The sequence below is a fragment of the Arthrobacter sp. JDC6 genome (assembly GCF_056484025.1).
Genome location: NZ_CM151278.1, coordinates 1,505,001 through 1,521,200 on the forward strand (window position 1 = coordinate 1,505,001; position 16,200 = coordinate 1,521,200).

Genomic DNA, 16,200 nt, shown 5'->3' on the forward strand with positions numbered 1-16,200 from the left:
AGTGGACCTCCTGTTGCCGGGGGAGACGATAGCCTCCGGATTCACAATCTACCGGCAGCCTTGAGCCGGATGTACATGTCCGCCAGCCGGGGTGGCAACTCGTGGGGCTCGGCGTCCACCACTTCCACCCCGTAGCGGCGCAGCTCGGCTGAGACCGCCGCCCGCTGCAGGAGGGCGCGCTCGGCCGCGGCCGCGCGGAACACCGCCGTGGCATCGTTCCGTTCCCGGAGCATAGCGCCCAGCTGCGGGTCGCGGACAGCCGCCACCACCACGACATGCTGGCTCGCCAGCCGCTCCGCCACGGGAAGCAGGCCCTCCTCCGGCGCCCCGCTGTCCAGCGACGTCAACAGCACCACCAGCGACCGGTGCGCCGAAACAGCACGGACCTGGGCCGGGACCGCAGGCCAATCCATCTCAATCAGCTCGGCCTCAAGCGGAGCCATGGCCTGGACCAGCCGGCCCAGGATATTGCCCTGCCCGGCAGAGCCCGCCCGCGCCCGGACCCTGCGGTCGAAGGCTACCAAGTCCACCCGGTCGCCACCCCGTTCGGCCAGGACACTCAGAAGGAGCGCAGCCTCTATCCCGGTGTCCAGGCGCGATTCGTCCACGATCCTTGCTGCGGCGGTACGGGACGTATCCAGGACCATCACCACGCGCCGGTCCCGTTCCGGGCGCCAGGTCCGGACCACCACGGAGGAGCGCCGGGCAGTGGCGCGCCAGTCGATGGAGCGTACGTCGTCACCGCGGACATAGTCCCGCAGGGAATCGAACTCGGTGCCCGCGCCCCGGACCTGGACTGCCGCCTTCCCATCAAGTTCACGCAGCTTCCGCAGCTTTGACGGCAGGTGGCGTCGGGAATGGAAGGGCGGCAGCACCCGCACCGAGCCCGGACAGTCAATGGTCCGCTGGCGGGCTGCCAGGTGCAGCGGACCAAAGGACCGAAGCGTTACGTGCGGCGCTGAGAGGTCACCCCGCCGGACCGGCCGGAGCCGAACCGCGAACCGCCTGCCTTCCCCGGCCGGGACATCAATGTCCTGGACGGGGTTCCGGGCACCGGCGGAAGGTTGCCACCCGTCCCGGAACGATCCCCGAAGCCGCCTGCTGCCGCCGTTACGGATGGTGAGCGCCGCCTCCACCACATTGTTCAGGGTTACGTTCTCCGGTTCGGCACGCACCAGATTGACCTGCCGGAGTGGCGCCGCCACCAGCAGGTCGGCCCCCAGCAGTCCCACAAGCACCGCGATCGTGGCCAGGACCGTCAGCCATTCCGGGAACAGCAGTACCGGTACAAGTCCCAGCAGCGCCACTGCCACGAAGCGCCCGGAGATGGCCATCAGCGCGGAACGGGGACGGCGGCCAGGATGCTGCCCAGGACGTCGTCCACCCGGACCCCGTCCATCTGCGCTTCGGGCTGCAGCGCCACCCGGTGCCGCAAGCAGGGCAAAGCCAGCGCCTTGACGTCGTCCGGGGTCACGAAAGAGCGGCCGGAGAGCCACGCCCACGACCTTGACGTGTTCAGCAGGGCGGTGGCGCCACGCGGTGAGACGCCAAGCTGGAATGAAGGCGCTGACCGGGTGGCGCGCACCAGGTCAACGATGTAGCCGATAATTTCCGGTTCCACCGCCACCCGGCCCACTGCCTCCCGCGCCCGTTCCAGGTCCTCCGCGCCGGCCACGGCCCGGACGCCGGCGGCAGCCAGGTCCCGCGGATCGAACCCGGCGGCGTGGCGGCGGATGACTTCAATCTCATCCCTGCGTTCAGGCAGCGGCATGGTGAGCTTCAGCAGGAACCGGTCCAGCTGTGCCTCAGGCAGGGAATAGGTCCCCTCGTACTCCACGGGGTTCTGGGTGGCCGCCACCAGGAATAGCGAGGGCAGCCGCCGGGAGACGCCGTCCACAGACACCTGCCGCTCTTCCATGGCTTCGAGGAGTGAAGCCTGGGTCTTTGGAGGAGTCCGGTTGATCTCGTCCGCCAGCAGGAGGTTGGTGAAGACCGGTCCTTCCCGGAAGCTGAACTCGGAAGTGTGCGAGTCGTAGACCAGGGAACCGGTGACGTCACCCGGCATGAGGTCGGGGGTGAACTGCACCCGCTTGGTGTCCAGGCTCAGCGCGGAGGACAACGCCCGGACCAGCAGGGTCTTTGCAACTCCGGGGACGCCCTCCAGCAGCACATGCCCCTGGGAAAGCAGTGCAATCAGGAGGCCGGTGACGGTGGCATCCTGCCCCACCACCGCCTTGGCCACCTCCCGGCGGACCGCAAGCAGCGCCTGCCGAGCGCCGTCGTCGTCAACCGTATTAAGGACCCGCTGGCCACTGCTCTGTTCGCTCATCGGATCTTGACCTCTTTCTCGAGTTTGTCCAAGGCCTGCGACCAGGCAATCAGCCGGGCCTCGGTTGCGGGGCGTTCGTTGATCAGCGCGCGGACTTCAGTGGCGTCCCGGTTCAGGATCCGGGCTGCTGCCGAAATCGTGTCCTCGGCGGTGGCGCCTGGTCCCATCCGCAGCTTCCCGGACAACCGGACCAGCAGGCCGGCCCGGAGGTTGTCCCGTGCCTGGTCGATGGCGCGCGCGTCCTGGTAGAGCCGGGCACGTCCCTCGGCCGTCTCAACAGCCTTGACCACCACCGGCAACGGCTCGAATACGAGCGGCCCGTGCCGCCGGCCCCGCCACACGACGGCCGTCACCGCCACCAGGAGCAGCCAGGGGCCCAGGAAGCGGGCCCAGGCCGGAGCAATGTCATCGAGGGTTTTCCCGGATCCGTTGGATGCTGCGTCCTCAATCGAGGGCAAGTACCAGACCAGGTCAGGCGACGCGCCGAGCAACCTGGTGGCAAGCGCGGCGTTTCCCAGTTCGTCCAGCCTCCCGTTGCCCAGGACGGCCGTGCTGCCCAGCACGGCCAGGCGGCCATCGCCGCTGATGGCAAGCATTCCGGCGGTTCCTGCTGTCCGGAAACAGGACGTGCCGCCGTCGTACACAAATCCTCCCTGTCCCGTGATCTGTCCCGCAGCTTCCGCGTCAGGGTGGGAACACCCGGCATCAAGGATCGGGAAGGCATCGGGAACAACGCCGGCCTGGTGGATGCCGCTGTCAAGGGCGGTGAGCGTCTCCAGCCGTGGGGAGAGCACCACCACCCGGTCTGCCTCCGCTCTCAGGTCGGCCAGCTGCTGCGCACCCAGGATGCCGTTCCTGTCGTAGAGCAGGAGGGTGGGGGAGGAGCCGGAGCGCAGGTCCGCCAGCGCTGCATCGAACCGGCCGGGTGTGTGAACGGAAACCCCGTGCCGGCCCAGGATCTGCGCCAGCGCCCTGGCCCCTTCCGGCGCGGCATTGTGGACCGAGAGGGGAACGGCGTCACCCTTCGGAGCGAGTTGCGTGCCCACGACAAGTGCCAGCCCCGCAGCCACCACCATTGCCGCCGCGGTCCGGCCGCGGTGCCGCCGCAGCCAACCCCGAATCCTCCGGTTGTCAGCCACGGATCCGGTGGCCGGTTGCTTGCCACCGTCCGGTTCCCTGCCCGCGTCCCGGGGTTTCTCGCCGATGGCGGGAAGGCCGGTCACGGCGTCACCGCCGCAGTGCCGGCGGTGGCGGGCTTCATGGCGTCCAAGGCGGTATCAAGCTCCACCATCTGCCGGTAGTCCCCGCTGTCGGCCGCCCTGTTTCCGTAGCGGACCCCGTCGAAAGTGGCCGCTGCCCGGGCAAGGCGCCCGGACTGGCTGTTGAACGGAACGGACAAGGCCCGGGCCGCTTCGTCGGCAGTGCGGCCGGGCTGCGGGTCCAGGATGGCCCGGTCCTCCGCACTCCGGACCACCGCGCGGAAGCGGTCGACGACGGCGTCCCCCCACTTTCCGGCGGCGGCCGCCGCTTCCGCACGGGCCCGGTAGTCGGTGGCACCAAGGGTGGGTTCCCGTTCGAAGACGTCCCTGGCCTGCCGGGACCGGGCGTGCAGGCGGGGGCGGGCCAGGATGATGGCAGCCGCGATGATGGCGGCAATAACGAGGGCGATGACGGGGCTTGGCACCGGGGCAGCGTCTCCCTGGGAGCCATCCAGGGACTGCAGCCAGTCCAGGAAGTTCCGCCACAGGGTGCCGAGCCATGAGGGGGCGGCATCACGGTACTCCCGTTTGGCCAATTCCTCCTCCGCCCAGCGCCGTGCCTCCCCGGCACCCGGACGCACGGGTGGCTCAGCTGCCATAAGGCCAGGCTCCAGGCGAGGCTCCATATCCGGGATACGGGCGGTGGTTGCCGGGGTGCGCGCCCCGGCCCGGGATGCCGTCAGGATCAGCGCCGTTCTCCAATTGGTGCAGCAGCGCAATGTCCAGGCCGTCCCGGCGCATCCGCAGGTCCATGTAGAGCAACGCCATGACTGACGTCTGGAAGGCGTAACCGACCGCGCCCACCAGGGCACCGACCACCGCGGTGAAGATGCCGACGGCCACGGCGAGCGTTGCTTCCTGCCCGCTGCCGCCGTGCGGCGAGACCACCCCGGAGAGGACCGTTGGCAGGATGCTGGCCGGGATCAGGACCACCTGGGTGATGACGGCCACCAGGATCCCCACCACCAGGGTGATGCCAAAGATCCGCCACCAGTTGCCCCTGGTCAGTTTCCAGGACCGGCGAAGGCCGGCAAACGCCCCGAGTTCTTCGATAACGACGGCGGCGGGCGCCACCATGAGCTTGACCGCCACCCAGAGGAACCCGGCGCCGAAGGCCAGCATCAGGGGGATGACCAGCAGGGCTCCCGCGCCACGCACGTTGGAGAACAGGAGCACGACGACGGCGACGAAAACGATCGCCGTGGCCAGCACGGCTGCAACCAGCAGCGCCGCCAACCTGATCAGTGACCCAAACCTTGGACGCGCCAACGACAGCATGAGCCGGAAGCCGGTGGGCTGGTTAAGGACGGACCGGGCCACCGGGACCACCATGGCACCTTGGAGGACAACGGTGATGAAGACGGACAGGATGGACAGCAGGACGAAGGTGGCCATCAGCCCGAATCCCAGGGAAGCGATATCGGTGTTGCTCGCCGTCCGGGCCCAGGCTTCGATGGACCCTGACGACGTCGCGAGGACTCCCGTTAGCACCGCCGCGAGGATGGCTGACAGGGACTGCGCCAGGAGGCCGGCGCCGAGCATCGCCTTGGCGTTGCGCCTGATGGCCTGGAAGGAACCGTCCAGGACCTCCCCGAACAACAACGGCCGCAACGGAATGATACCGGGTTTGGGCGGGGCTGCATACCTGGGCTGCGCTGAGTGCCAGGCGCCGTAGGAACCGCCGGAATACGGTGACCGGTTATCTGGGGGTCCGCCGTAAGGCTGGCCGCTGTATCCCGGGGTCCCGTAGGACTGGCCGCCGGATGGGAAGGCTCCGGGGGCCGGGGCGCCAGGGTAGGGGGCATCAGGGTACGGGGCATTTCGGGGCGGGTGCTGTCCGGGCTGCTGTTGCCACTGCGGTTGCTGCCATAGGGGAGATTGCTGCCGCGGCTCGGTTCCCGGCCAGGGGCCTGCTTGCTGGCCCTCGGGCGGCGTCCAGGGCTGGTCCCACTGCTGTTCCCGGGCGGGCGGCACCGGCCCGGGCCCGCCTGCGGAAGCCGGCCCGACGTCGTCGTGTCCAACGCCTGGCTGCTCCTGCGCCGGCTCCCCGGGCCCCGACTCCTGTGGTGACACTGATTCCTCCCCCAATACCAGTCCGCCTGCTCCTGCGCCGGAAATGCACCCGGCAAAAGGGCGCACCGGCCACGCGGGGCATGACCCCAAGACTATAGTTCCGGCGCCGGACGGCCTAGTGCCCCGCCATGCCGGAAGCCGCTCAACAGGACAAACCCATCCCGATAAGGGAATATATAGCTATGAAGGCACGCATTCTGGTGGTAGATGATGACGAAGCGCTGGCCGAGATGATTGGAATTGTCCTCCGTAATGACGGCTTCGAGCCGGTCTTTTGCGCCGACGGCGCCCAGGCCCTGGACGTATTCCGGTCATCGCGGCCGGACCTGGTCCTGCTCGATCTCATGCTTCCCGGTATGGATGGCATCGAGGTCTGTCGCCAGATCCGCGGCGAGTCGGACGTCCCCATCGTCATGCTGACCGCCAAGTCCGATACCTCAGACGTCGTCCGCGGGCTGGAATCCGGGGCTGACGACTACGTGCCTAAGCCGTTCAAGCCTGCCGAGCTGGTGGCACGCGTGCGTGCCCGCCTTCGCCCGGGGGACCAGAAAGCGCCCGAAACGTTGCGCATCGCGGACATCACCATCGACGTCGCCGGGCACACGGTCAGCCGGGGCAATGAGCGGATCTCCCTGACGCCGCTGGAGTTCGACCTCCTGGTGGCGCTGGCCCGCAAGCCTTGGCAGGTCTTTACCCGGGAACTGCTGCTGGAGCAGGTCTGGGGCTACCGCCACGCCGCTGACACCCGGCTTGTCAACGTCCATGTCCAGCGCCTGCGGTCCAAGATCGAGCAGGACCCGGAAGCTCCGGAAGTCGTATTGACGGTGCGTGGTGTCGGCTATAAAGCAGGGGTCTGACCCCGCCGCGCAGGACGGGGAACCGGATCAGCGCCCAACCCCGGACTCCGCGGATGCCGTAAAACAGGACGGCGCCGTCCAGGACGCGCCGGAAGCCGGCGACGCCGCCACTCCCGGGCTGCGGCACATGGCGTTCCGGGCAAGGATCTGGCAGCGGCGTGCCCTGATTGTGGCGCTCCGCGTCGCCCGGCTCGTCCGGACGGGAGTCCGGCGCTTCCTTCCCGGTCTGCGGTACCTTGGGCGGGCCTTGCAGCGGCGCTGGCGCCGGTCCATTCAATTCCGCACCGTTCTCACCACCCTGATGCTCGCCGTGACCTCGTTCGCCGTGGTCGGTGCCTATCTGTCCAACCAGATTGCCAACAACCTGTTCCAGGAGCGGTTGACGCAGGCGGAGTCCGAGACCCGCTACAACGTCAAGCAGGTCCAGGAAACGTTCGACGGCGCCCAGGTCACCGACCAGTCCAGCGTCATCACCCTGGTCTACGACACCCTGAACGCGGTGGAGGGCCGGGGTTCAGTGATCCAGCGCCGGTACGTCTTCGAGGCGATGCCGGAGCAGACCAAGCCCCGCAACCGGTGGGTTGAGTCGCGGGCATCCGACCAACTGACGGTCAGCGTCATTCCCCCTGAGCTGCGCAAGGCCGTCCAGCAGTCGGGGAAGGACCAGTACTGGGCTTCCACCGTCATCCCCGTGGGCACCGAGGACCGGCCGGGGATCGCGGTCGGCAACAAGGTGACCTTCAACGGCACTGTCTACGAGCTTTACCTGATCTACGACCTGAACACAGCGCAGCAGACGCTTAACGAGATCCAAAGCGTCCTGTGGGCCGGCGGTGCGGTGCTGGTCCTCCTGATTGGCGCTGTCGCCTGGTACGTCACCCGCAACGTGGTGAGCCCGGTCAGCCATGCCGCGATGGTCTCGGAGAAGCTCGCCGCCGGGCAGCTGCAGGAGCGCATGGTGGTCAAGGGGGAGGACGAGGTGGCCCGCCTTGGCGCTTCCTTTAACCACATGGCCGCCAGCCTGCAGGAGCAGATCACCCAGCTGGCGACGCTCTCCCAGATGCAGCAGCGCTTCGTGTCCGATGTGTCGCACGAGCTCCGGACGCCGCTCACAACCGTGCGCATGGCGGCAGAGGTCCTGTACGACGCCCGCGATGACTTCGACCCCATCAACAAGCGGTCCGCAGAGCTCCTGTACAACCAGGTGGAGCGGTTCCAGTCCCTCCTCTCCGACCTCCTCGAAATCAGCCGCTTCGACGCCGGCGTGGCCGTGCTGGATGCTGAACCCGAGGACCTTCTCCAAGTGATCTCCCACGTCATTGAAGGCGCCGCGCCGGTGGCGGCTGAATACGGTTCGGAGATTGTCCTGACCGCTCCCGAGGGCGCCGTGGTGGTGGAGATGGACGCCCGGCGCATCGACAGGATCCTGCGGAACCTGATCCTGAACGCGGTGGAGCACGGTGAGGGCAAGCCGGTGGCCGTCACGGTCGCGGTCAATGAAACTGCCGTGGGCGTTGCTGTCCGCGACCACGGGATCGGGATGGACCAGGCACAGGCCGCCAGGGTTTTCGACAGGTTCTGGCGAGCCGACCCTGCCCGCGCACGCACCACGGGCGGCAGCGGGCTGGGATTGTCCATCGCCATGGAGGATACGAAGCTGCACCACGGCTGGCTCCAGGCCTGGGGCAGGAAAGGCGACGGCGCCAACTTCCGTTTGACCCTTCCCTTGCGCCAGGACGGTGGCATCAGCGAGTCGCCCGTCCAGCTGGAGCCAAAGGACGTCACCAATCCCGGAGCGCCGGGGAGCGTTCCCGCGGAACAGGACTACAAAAACATGCTGGTGCTGCAGGCGGGAGCGGCCCGGCCTGCTCCGGTGCGCGCGCCCGAGGAGACACCATGAGGGCCACCGTGCGCCTGGCGAAGTACCCGGCGGCACTGCTTGCCCTGCTGATCGTCCTCTTGTCCGGCTGCGCACGGATCCCCACGTCCGGTCCGGTGGGAAAAAGCAGCGAAAGCAGCGCCGGCAACGTCAGCGCTCCCGTGTTCCTCCCGGCAGCGCCGCAGCCCGGCGCATCACCCGAGACCATCATCGACTACTTCTACCGGGCAGGCAGTGGCTACGAGGACGACTATGCGGTGGCCCGCCAGTACCTGACGCAGGCCTCGGCTGTGTCCTGGAAACCGGACAAACGCGCGCTGGTATACCGGGAGGCGCGCGTTGTGCCCACGGGCACGGAAAACGTCTTCAACTACGAGCTCGATGTGTCCTACACGGTGGACGCCGACGGCATAGCCACCCAGTCGCCGCCGGGAACCGTGGAGCGCATCCCGGTGACGGTGACCCAGGTGGATGGAGAGTGGCGGATTTCGGCGATTCCCGACGGGACCGCCATTGCCGAGGAAACGTTCAAGGTGATCTACGGTGCCTACCCCATCTACTTTTACGACCCCACCTTCACCTATGCCATCCCGGACGTCCGCTGGTTCCTGAAGAACAAGACGGTCAAAGCAATGACCAGTGCCCTGCTGGCCGGGCCCGCCCCGTACCTGCGCGGCGCCGTCGCCAGTGCCTTCCCTTCCGGGATCAAGCTCGCCCGGGAATCCGTGCCGGTGGTGTCCGGGGCCGCACAGGTGGACCTGACAGCCAAAGAGCTGACGGAAACATCGGCGGAGGACCGGCTCCGCATGCAGATGCAGCTGACCCTGACGTTCCGCAGCCAGCCTGACGTGGTCAATGTTGAACTCCGTGCCAACCAGGACCTGGTCCGGGTGGAGGACAACGGGTCCGTTCTTCCTCCGGTGCTGGACAGGACCGTGCCCTCACGCCAGATCGCCATCAGCGGCAACGAACTGGTGCGATATGAAAACAACCGCGTCTCGCCGTTGCCTGACATGCAGCCGGTGTCTGCGCTCAACCCCCGCTATCCGGCGGAATCCCCGGTGTCACAGACGGCTGCCTTCCTCAATGAAGGCCGCACCACGCTGTACAGCATCAATCCCGGCCAGCCTGCGCGCGCCTTGACTACCCGGAGCACCCTCACCCGCCCGTCCTTCAGTGTCTCCGACTGGGTATGGACGGCCGGACCCGGTGCCACCGGAGCCACGGAAGTAGTGGCTTTCCATCCCACCGGAGTGGCAGAGGGCGCCGCCGTTCCGTCCGTGACGCTGGCACCCTCCTGGCTTGCCGGCCGCACGGTCAAGGAATTCCGCGTCTCACGCGACGGTGTGCGCGCCCTGGTCATATCCGAACAGAACGGGAAGTCCAAGGTGCAGGTGACAGGCATGATCCGCGCCGCCGACGGCACGCCGCGCGAACTGACCGCGCCCGTCACCCTGGTATCCGGCACCGACCCTGATCAAGGGGTGTGGGTGAATGGCATTACCGTTGCCGTGATGAAGGGGGCTTCGGGTTCCAACGTCACACCGGAGCTGCTGTCCCTCACCTCCGGCCAGCCGCAGCAGCTTGCCCCGTGGCCGGGCCTGGTAGCCATCAGTGCCGGGAACGGCGCCGACGACATTTATGTCCAGTCCGGGGAAGGGATCTTCCAGCGCCTCGGCAATGGCTGGTCCCCGCAGATCAAGGGCCCTATCGACCCCGCGTTTCCCGGCTGACACCCTGTTGGCGGCATCGCCAGGCTCTGTCTCCGCCGGCCCGATGGGGCTTGCCTTATGCACATAGCCCGGGCTGGCCCTCCAACTGTGACTGGGCTTCGGGCGACAGTGGAACCATGAAACGGCTCATCCGCAGGAACGGCGCGGCCGGTTCCGGCCAACGGGGGACCCGGAGGGTGGATCCGGACCTTCAACCGCCCCCGCCCTGGGCGGCGCTGCACCGGGGTGAACACGCGGCCGCCCTGCTTCGCCTTGCCGACTGGCTGGCCGGCGCCGTGGCGGATCTGCTCGCCCTGGCCATCCCTGTGGACTGTGTCTGCTGCGGGGCCGAAGACAGCACCCTGTGCCCATCCTGTGCCAGCCGCATCCGCCAGCTGACCAGGCAGCCATTCCGGGCCGAAAGCGGAGCTCCGGCCCTCATGGATGTCGCCGGCTCCGTCGTGCTTCCCGTCGTGGCAGCGGGGGTGTACCGGGACGAGCTGGCGCAGGGACTGCTGTCCTTCAAACGGCACGGCCAGCCTCAGCTTGGCAGAAGCCTTGGCCGGGCGCTCGCATGTGCAGTCAGGGCCGCCGTCCCTGGCCCCGGCCGATGCCTCCTGGTCCCCGTGCCCACCAGCACGCCGGCCTACGTCAGCCGGGGCTTCAGCCCGGTCCACCTGCTCCTGAAGTCAGCGGCACGGCAGCATCCAGGGCTCGACGTCGCGGATGTGCTGGGCAAGACTCCAAGGCCTGGCCCCGTCCTCCCCGGCACCCGCGGATCCGGCAGCGGAAGAGGCGTGGCCGGCCAAAAAGGCCTGGGGAGGGGAGCCCGTTCCCAGCGCGTCCGGGGGTCCATGCGGGTCAAGCCCGGGGCCCGGGCAAAGGTGGCAGGGCGCCCCTGCATCATCGTTGATGACGTCCTCACAACCGGTGCCACGGTGGGCGAAGCAGCCCGCGCACTGCACCTGGCCGGCGCTGTGGTGAGGGGCGCCGTCGTGCTTGCCGCGACACGCCCGCCTGATACCCAGCAGCCGGGCTGCCGGGCCGCCGCGCCGCGTGAAAGCCCGCATGACTTAGAAAAAAATAAACCGGGAAAGGATGAATAACGGGTGGCTATGAACTAACGTCTGAGGTGGGTACCAAGAACAGAATGTACCTTTCGATGGCGGCTCGGAGAGGGGCTCGACTGTCACACAGCCCGGCCCAGGGAAGCGCCGCCGTCGTGTCACCGAAGTCATTTGGAGGGCACCATGGAGTTTATGATCAGCGGACGAAATCTGACAGTTTCAGACCGGTTCCGCGAGTATGCCGGGGAAAAGATCGCGAAAATTGAATCGCTGGGCGACAAAGTCCAGCGGGTCGACGCGAAAGTCTCCAAGGAGACCAATGCCCGGCAGACCGGCGACCAGCTGACCGTCGAGGTGACAGTCCTGGGCCGCGGACCCGTAATCCGTGCCGAAGCAAGCGCCGCAGACAAGTTTGCCGCCTTTGACCTCGCCTACAACAAACTGCTTGAGCGGCTCCGGCGGGCCAAGGACCGCAAGAAGGTCCACCACGGCCGCCACACTCCCAAGGCTGTCCGTGAGGCCACCGCCTCACTCGAGCCCGCCAGTGCCCATGAACCGCTGTATCTTGAGGCCAACCACCGGAATGAAGCGGTGGCAGCCCCCGAAGACAAATCGCCGTACGATGTTGACAACGACATCCCGGCCGGAAACTCACCGGTGCTGATCCGGCGCAAGGTCTTTCCCGCCGCATCACTCTCCCTCGACGACGCCGTAGACAATATGGAGCTTGTGGGCCACGACTTCTATCTCTTCGTGGACAAAGCGACCAACACGCCCTCCGTCGTGTACCGCCGCCGTGGCTGGACCTATGGCGTCATTACGCTGGACCATGAATGCGAGCCGGGAGACACCGTGGTGGAGGAAAAGATTCTTGCCTACCGCTCCGACGACGCCGCCGCCAACGCTTAGGGTGGACCAAACCACCAGCAGAGAGGACTGAATTGTCAGCAACGCTGAGCCTTCACCAGGCACGGCGGATCGCATTGGCAGCGCAGGGACTCCATAAAGTACGGCCCACCGGCCCCGTGACAGCACGGGCGGTGGGCCGTACTTTTGCCCGCCTCCAGCTCGTCCAGATCGACTCCGTGAACGTCCTGGTCCGCAGCCATTTCCTGCCCTTCTATTCCCGCCTTGGCAACTATGACCGGGACATGCTGCAGCGCATGTCTGCCAGCCACCCCCGCCGGATGCTGGAGTACTGGGCACACGAAGCGAGCTACATCCGGCCGGAGCATTACCAGGATCTGCTGCTGTGGCAAAAGCGCTCCTGGGTGGGCGCCGCCCGGCTGGATCCCGGGCTCCGCAACGACGTCGCAGACCGGATCCTGGCGGTCCTGGCCAGGTCCCGGCCCATGACGGCCTCCGAACTGACCGCCCGGATTGGCCACGTTGAGGAAAAACAGACAGTCGACTGGGGGTGGAACTGGAACGCGGTGAAACGGGTCCTTGAACACCTCTTCGAAGAAGGGCTGGTATCGGCAGCCTCGAGGACCGGGCAATTCGAGCGCAGATACACGCTGACAGCCAAAGTCCTCCCACGCCCTGCCGAAGCAGAAGGGGAAGTCGACCCAACAGCTGCGCTCCGCCGGCTGACCGAAGCGGCGGCCCGGGCGCATGGGATCGGAAGCATCCGCTGCTTCGCCGACTACTTCCGGACGCCCGTCAAGGCAACGGCGCTCGCCGTTGCGCACTTGGTGGAGCAGGGCAGGCTGGAACCGGTCAACGTGCCGGGGTGGGGGAGGGACGTGTTCCGGCATGTCGAGGCTGTACTGCCGCGGCGTGCCACCGGCCGGGCCCTGTTGAGCCCGTTTGATTCCATGGTCTTTGAACGCCGGCGCCTGCTGGAACTGTTCGGCTTCCATTACCGGATCGAGATCTACACCCCGGAGCCCAAACGGCGCTACGGCTATTACGTCCTGCCGTTCCTGCTGCGCGACAGGATGGTGGCCAGGGTTGACTTGAAGGCGGACCGGACGGGTGGCCGTCTGCTGGTGAGAGCCGCGTTTGCCGAGCCGGACGCACCCGCGGACACCGCCGTCGAACTCGCTGCCGAGCTGAGGCTGATGAGCCAGTGGCTTGGCCTGCCGGATGTGGAAGTGGGGCCGGCAGGAGACCTCGCTGCAAGGCTTGCCCATGAGCTGGCACGGCTGTAAGGAGTATCCGCTCTCAGGGAAAAGGGGGCACCGGCCGCGTGTCTCTCCCGTAGACTGAACACGCCAGAATTCGGCGGCATCAGACTGGGAGCATCTTCACGTGGCATCACTTATCGAAAAAATTCTCCGCACGGGTGACAAGAAAACACTCCGGCAGCTGCGGAACTATGCCGATTCCATCAACGCCCTCGAAGACTCATTCAAGACCTTTACCGACGCAGAGTTGCGTGAGGAGACTGACCGTCTCCGCGAACGCCACCAGGACGGTGAAAAGCTCGAAGACCTGCTTCCGGAGGCTTTTGCCGCCGTGCGCGAAGCGTCCTCGCGGACCCTGGGGATGCGCCACTTCGATGTCCAGCTGATGGGCGGCGCTGCCCTGCATTTGGGGAACATCGCTGAAATGAAAACCGGTGAAGGCAAGACCCTTGTGGCGACCGCTCCCGCCTACCTGAACGCCCTCACCGGCAAGGGTGTCCACGTGGTCACCGTCAACGATTACCTGGCCGAATACCAGTCCGAACTCATGGGCCGTGTCTACCGCTTCCTCGGCCTGACCAGCGGCGTCATCCTCGCCAACCAGGATCCTGCCGTGCGCCGCCAGCAGTACGCCGCGGACATCACCTATGGAACCAACAACGAGTTCGGGTTCGACTACCTGCGCGACAACATGGCCTGGGACCGGAACGAATTGGTCCAGCGCGGCCACAACTTCGCCATCGTCGACGAAGTCGACTCCATCCTTATCGATGAAGCGCGTACGCCGCTCATCATCTCCGGCCCTGCCCAGGGGGACACCAACCGCTGGTACAGCGAGTTCGCCAAAGTGGTGCTCCGGCTGCAGCCGGAGAAAGACTACGAAGTCGATGAAAAGAAGCGCACCGTCGGCGTCCTGGAGAGCGGAATCGAAAAGGTCGAGGACTACCTTGGCATCTCCAACCTGTACGAATCCGCGAACACGCCGCTGATCGGGTTCCTGAATAACGCCATCAAGGCCAAGGAACTGTTCAAGCGGGACAAGGACTACGTCATCCTGGACGGCGAAGTCCTGATCGTTGACGAGCACACCGGCCGCATCCTGGCCGGGCGACGCTACAACGAAGGCATGCACCAGGCGATCGAGGCCAAGGAAGGCGTCGAGATCAAAGCGGAAAACCAGACCCTGGCCACAGTCACCCTGCAGAACTACTTCCGCATGTATGACAAGCTTTCCGGCATGACCGGCACCGCCGAGACTGAGGCGGCCGAGTTCATGAGCACGTACAAGCTCGGCGTGGTGGCCATCCCCACCAACCGGGACATGCAGCGGATAGACCAGCCGGACCTCGTGTTCAAGAATGAGGTTGTCAAGTTCGACGCCGTGGTGCGGGACATCGCCGAACGCCACGAAAAAGGCCAGCCTGTCCTCGTGGGCACCACCAGCGTGGAGAAGAGCGAGTACCTGTCCAAGCTGCTCGCCAAGGAAGGCATCCGGCACGAAGTCCTGAACGCCAAGAACCACGCCCGCGAAGCCGCCATTGTCGCCCAGGCGGGCCGGAAGGGCGCGGTCACCGTGGCCACCAACATGGCCGGCCGCGGCACCGACATCATGCTCGGCGGCAACGCGGAGTTCACCGCCGTGGCCGAGCTTGCCAAGCGCGGGCTGGACCCGGAGGAGAACTCGGAAGAATACGAGGCAGCCTGGCCTGCGGCACTTGAAGCTGCCAAGCAGTCCGTGAAGGACGAACACGAGGAAGTCCTGGACCTCGGCGGTCTCTATGTCCTGGGCACCGAGCGCCATGAGTCACGCCGCATCGACAACCAGCTCCGCGGCCGTTCCGGCCGCCAGGGCGATCCCGGGGAATCCCGGTTCTACCTCTCGCTGACAGACGACCTTATGCGGCTCTTCAACTCGGGAGCCGCGGAACGGCTGATGAACAGCTCGGTCCCGGACGACGTCGCGCTCGAATCCAAGCTTGTCTCGCGTGCCATCGCGTCCGCGCAGGGCCAGGTGGAAGGCCGGAACGCCGAGCAGCGCAAGAACGTGCTGAAGTACGACGACGTCCTGAACCGTCAGCGCGAAGCGATTTACAGCGACCGCCGGCGCATCCTTGAGGGCGATGACCTGCACGAGAAGGTGCAGTTCTTCATCGAAGACACCATTACGGCGCTGATCGACGCCGCAACGGCGGAGGGGAACGGTGACGACTGGGACTTCCACCAGCTGTGGACCAACCTCAAGACGCTCTACCCGGTCAGCGTTTCGGCGGAAGACATCATCGAGGAAGCCGGGGGCAAGTCCAGGGTCACCGTGGAGCTGCTGAAGGAGGAAATCCTCTCTGACGCCCGCCTGGTGTACCAGGCCCGCGAGGAGGTCATCGGCTCCGAAAGCATGCGCGAGCTCGAGCGCAGGGTGGTCCTGTCCGTCATCGGACGCAAATGGCAGGAACACCTCTACGAGATGGACTACCTGAAGGAAGGGATTGGCCTGCGCGCCATGGCACAGCGCGATCCGCTGGTGGAGTACCAGCGCGAGGGCTTCGCCATGTTCCAAAGCATGATGGAAGCCATCCGCGAGGAAAGCGTTGGATTCCTCTACAACCTTGAGGTGGAAGTAACCCCCGCCCAGGATGTAGTAGTACAGGATGCCGCCGGCGGGCATACCGAGCACGTTGACCCCCAGGTTCACGCCGCCGGCCTCGAAGCCCCCGAGAAGCCTGCAGAGCTGCAGTACACGGCTCCCTCGGAAAGTGGAGGAACCCAGACACGCGTGGAAACGCGCGCCGGAAGCGGTCGCTCCGGCAATCCTGCCAAGGCAGCTGCCCAGGATGCAGCCAAACGCCCCGCGAAAAAGAAGAAGCGCTAGCAGGACAGCTGCAGGTACCCGCCGGCGGC

The 16,200-nt window shown here is 66.5% G+C and carries 12 protein-coding genes; 7 read left to right on the plus strand and 5 right to left on the minus strand.

Features of this window, described 5'->3' with window-relative positions:
- Window positions 1-41: 41 nt before the first annotated feature.
- Genes ACV095_RS07055 through ACV095_RS07075 form a run of 5 tightly spaced genes read right to left on the minus strand, consistent with a single transcriptional unit; the run spans window position 42 to window position 5,190 of the window.
- Window positions 42-1,334 carry a DUF58 domain-containing protein gene (locus ACV095_RS07055; protein WP_478223172.1) on the minus strand — a complete coding sequence of 431 codons (1,293 nt, stop codon included), beginning with the start codon at window positions 1,332-1,334 and terminating at the stop codon, window positions 42-44.
- Window positions 1,334-2,329, minus strand: a complete 996-nt coding sequence (locus tag ACV095_RS07060; RefSeq protein ID WP_478223173.1) for an AAA family ATPase — start codon at window positions 2,327-2,329, stop codon at window positions 1,334-1,336. The genes ACV095_RS07055 and ACV095_RS07060 overlap by 1 nt, the downstream gene beginning before the upstream one ends.
- Window positions 2,326-3,552, minus strand: a complete 1,227-nt coding sequence (locus ACV095_RS07065) for a DUF4350 domain-containing protein (RefSeq protein ID WP_478223174.1) — start codon at window positions 3,550-3,552, stop codon at window positions 2,326-2,328. Before ACV095_RS07065 ends, ACV095_RS07060 begins: the two co-directional genes overlap by 4 nt.
- Window positions 3,549-4,187 carry a DUF4129 domain-containing protein gene (locus ACV095_RS07070; RefSeq protein ID WP_056388100.1) on the minus strand — a complete coding sequence of 213 codons (639 nt, stop codon included), beginning with the start codon at window positions 4,185-4,187 and terminating at the stop codon, window positions 3,549-3,551. Before ACV095_RS07070 ends, ACV095_RS07065 begins: the two co-directional genes overlap by 4 nt.
- Window positions 4,177-5,190 (minus strand): DUF7847 domain-containing protein, encoded by a 1,014-nt coding sequence (locus ACV095_RS07075; RefSeq protein ID WP_478223175.1) that lies wholly within the window; start codon window positions 5,188-5,190, stop codon window positions 4,177-4,179. The genes ACV095_RS07070 and ACV095_RS07075 overlap by 11 nt, the downstream gene beginning before the upstream one ends.
- Window positions 5,191-5,843: 653 nt before the next feature.
- Here ACV095_RS07075 and mtrA point away from each other — a divergent pair.
- The 7 genes from mtrA (at window position 5,844) to secA (ending at window position 16,171) form a co-directional block, all read left to right on the plus strand.
- Entirely contained in the window at window positions 5,844-6,518 is a 675-nt protein-coding gene (mtrA, locus tag ACV095_RS07080) for an MtrAB system response regulator MtrA (RefSeq protein ID WP_018768515.1), read from the plus strand.
- A 127-nt stretch (window positions 6,519-6,645) separates the two neighbouring features.
- On the plus strand, window positions 6,646-8,418 hold the full coding sequence (mtrB, locus tag ACV095_RS07085) for an MtrAB system histidine kinase MtrB (RefSeq protein WP_235509711.1): 1,773 nt from the start codon (window positions 6,646-6,648) through the stop codon (window positions 8,416-8,418).
- On the plus strand, window positions 8,415-10,130 hold the full coding sequence (locus ACV095_RS07090; RefSeq protein ID WP_056388097.1) for an LpqB family beta-propeller domain-containing protein: 1,716 nt from the start codon (window positions 8,415-8,417) through the stop codon (window positions 10,128-10,130). Before mtrB ends, ACV095_RS07090 begins: the two co-directional genes overlap by 4 nt.
- 116 nt (window positions 10,131-10,246) lie before the next feature.
- Window positions 10,247-11,215, plus strand: a complete 969-nt coding sequence (locus tag ACV095_RS07095; RefSeq protein WP_478223176.1) for a ComF family protein — start codon at window positions 10,247-10,249, stop codon at window positions 11,213-11,215.
- A gap of 144 nt (window positions 11,216-11,359) precedes the next feature.
- Window positions 11,360-12,085 carry a ribosome hibernation-promoting factor, HPF/YfiA family gene (gene hpf / locus ACV095_RS07100; protein WP_026265659.1) on the plus strand — a complete coding sequence of 242 codons (726 nt, stop codon included), beginning with the start codon at window positions 11,360-11,362 and terminating at the stop codon, window positions 12,083-12,085.
- 32 nt (window positions 12,086-12,117) lie between these two features.
- Entirely contained in the window at window positions 12,118-13,329 is a 1,212-nt protein-coding gene (locus tag ACV095_RS07105) for a winged helix-turn-helix domain-containing protein (RefSeq protein WP_478223177.1), read from the plus strand.
- 100 nt (window positions 13,330-13,429) lie between these two features.
- On the plus strand, window positions 13,430-16,171 hold the full coding sequence (gene secA, locus ACV095_RS07110; protein ID WP_478223178.1) for a preprotein translocase subunit SecA: 2,742 nt from the start codon (window positions 13,430-13,432) through the stop codon (window positions 16,169-16,171).
- The last annotated feature ends 29 nt before the right edge of the window (window positions 16,172-16,200 follow it).

Bases quoted from the DNA above. Each gene is read 5' to 3' on its own strand.
- ACV095_RS07055 (WP_478223172.1), bottom strand. From the start codon at position 1,334: ATGGCCATCTCCGGGCGCTTCGTGGCAGTGGCGCTGCTGGGACTTGTA.
- ACV095_RS07060 (WP_478223173.1), bottom strand. From the start codon at position 2,329: ATGAGCGAACAGAGCAGTGGCCAGCGGGTCCTTAATACGGTTGACGAC.
- ACV095_RS07070 (WP_056388100.1), bottom strand. From the start codon at position 4,187: ATGGCAGCTGAGCCACCCGTGCGTCCGGGTGCCGGGGAGGCACGGCGC.
- mtrA (WP_018768515.1), top strand. From the start codon at position 5,844: ATGAAGGCACGCATTCTGGTGGTAGATGATGACGAAGCGCTGGCCGAG.
- mtrB (WP_235509711.1), top strand. From the start codon at position 6,646: ATGGCGTTCCGGGCAAGGATCTGGCAGCGGCGTGCCCTGATTGTGGCG.
- ACV095_RS07090 (WP_056388097.1), top strand. From the start codon at position 8,415: ATGAGGGCCACCGTGCGCCTGGCGAAGTACCCGGCGGCACTGCTTGCC.
- ACV095_RS07095 (WP_478223176.1), top strand. From the start codon at position 10,247: ATGAAACGGCTCATCCGCAGGAACGGCGCGGCCGGTTCCGGCCAACGG.
- hpf (WP_026265659.1), top strand. From the start codon at position 11,360: ATGGAGTTTATGATCAGCGGACGAAATCTGACAGTTTCAGACCGGTTC.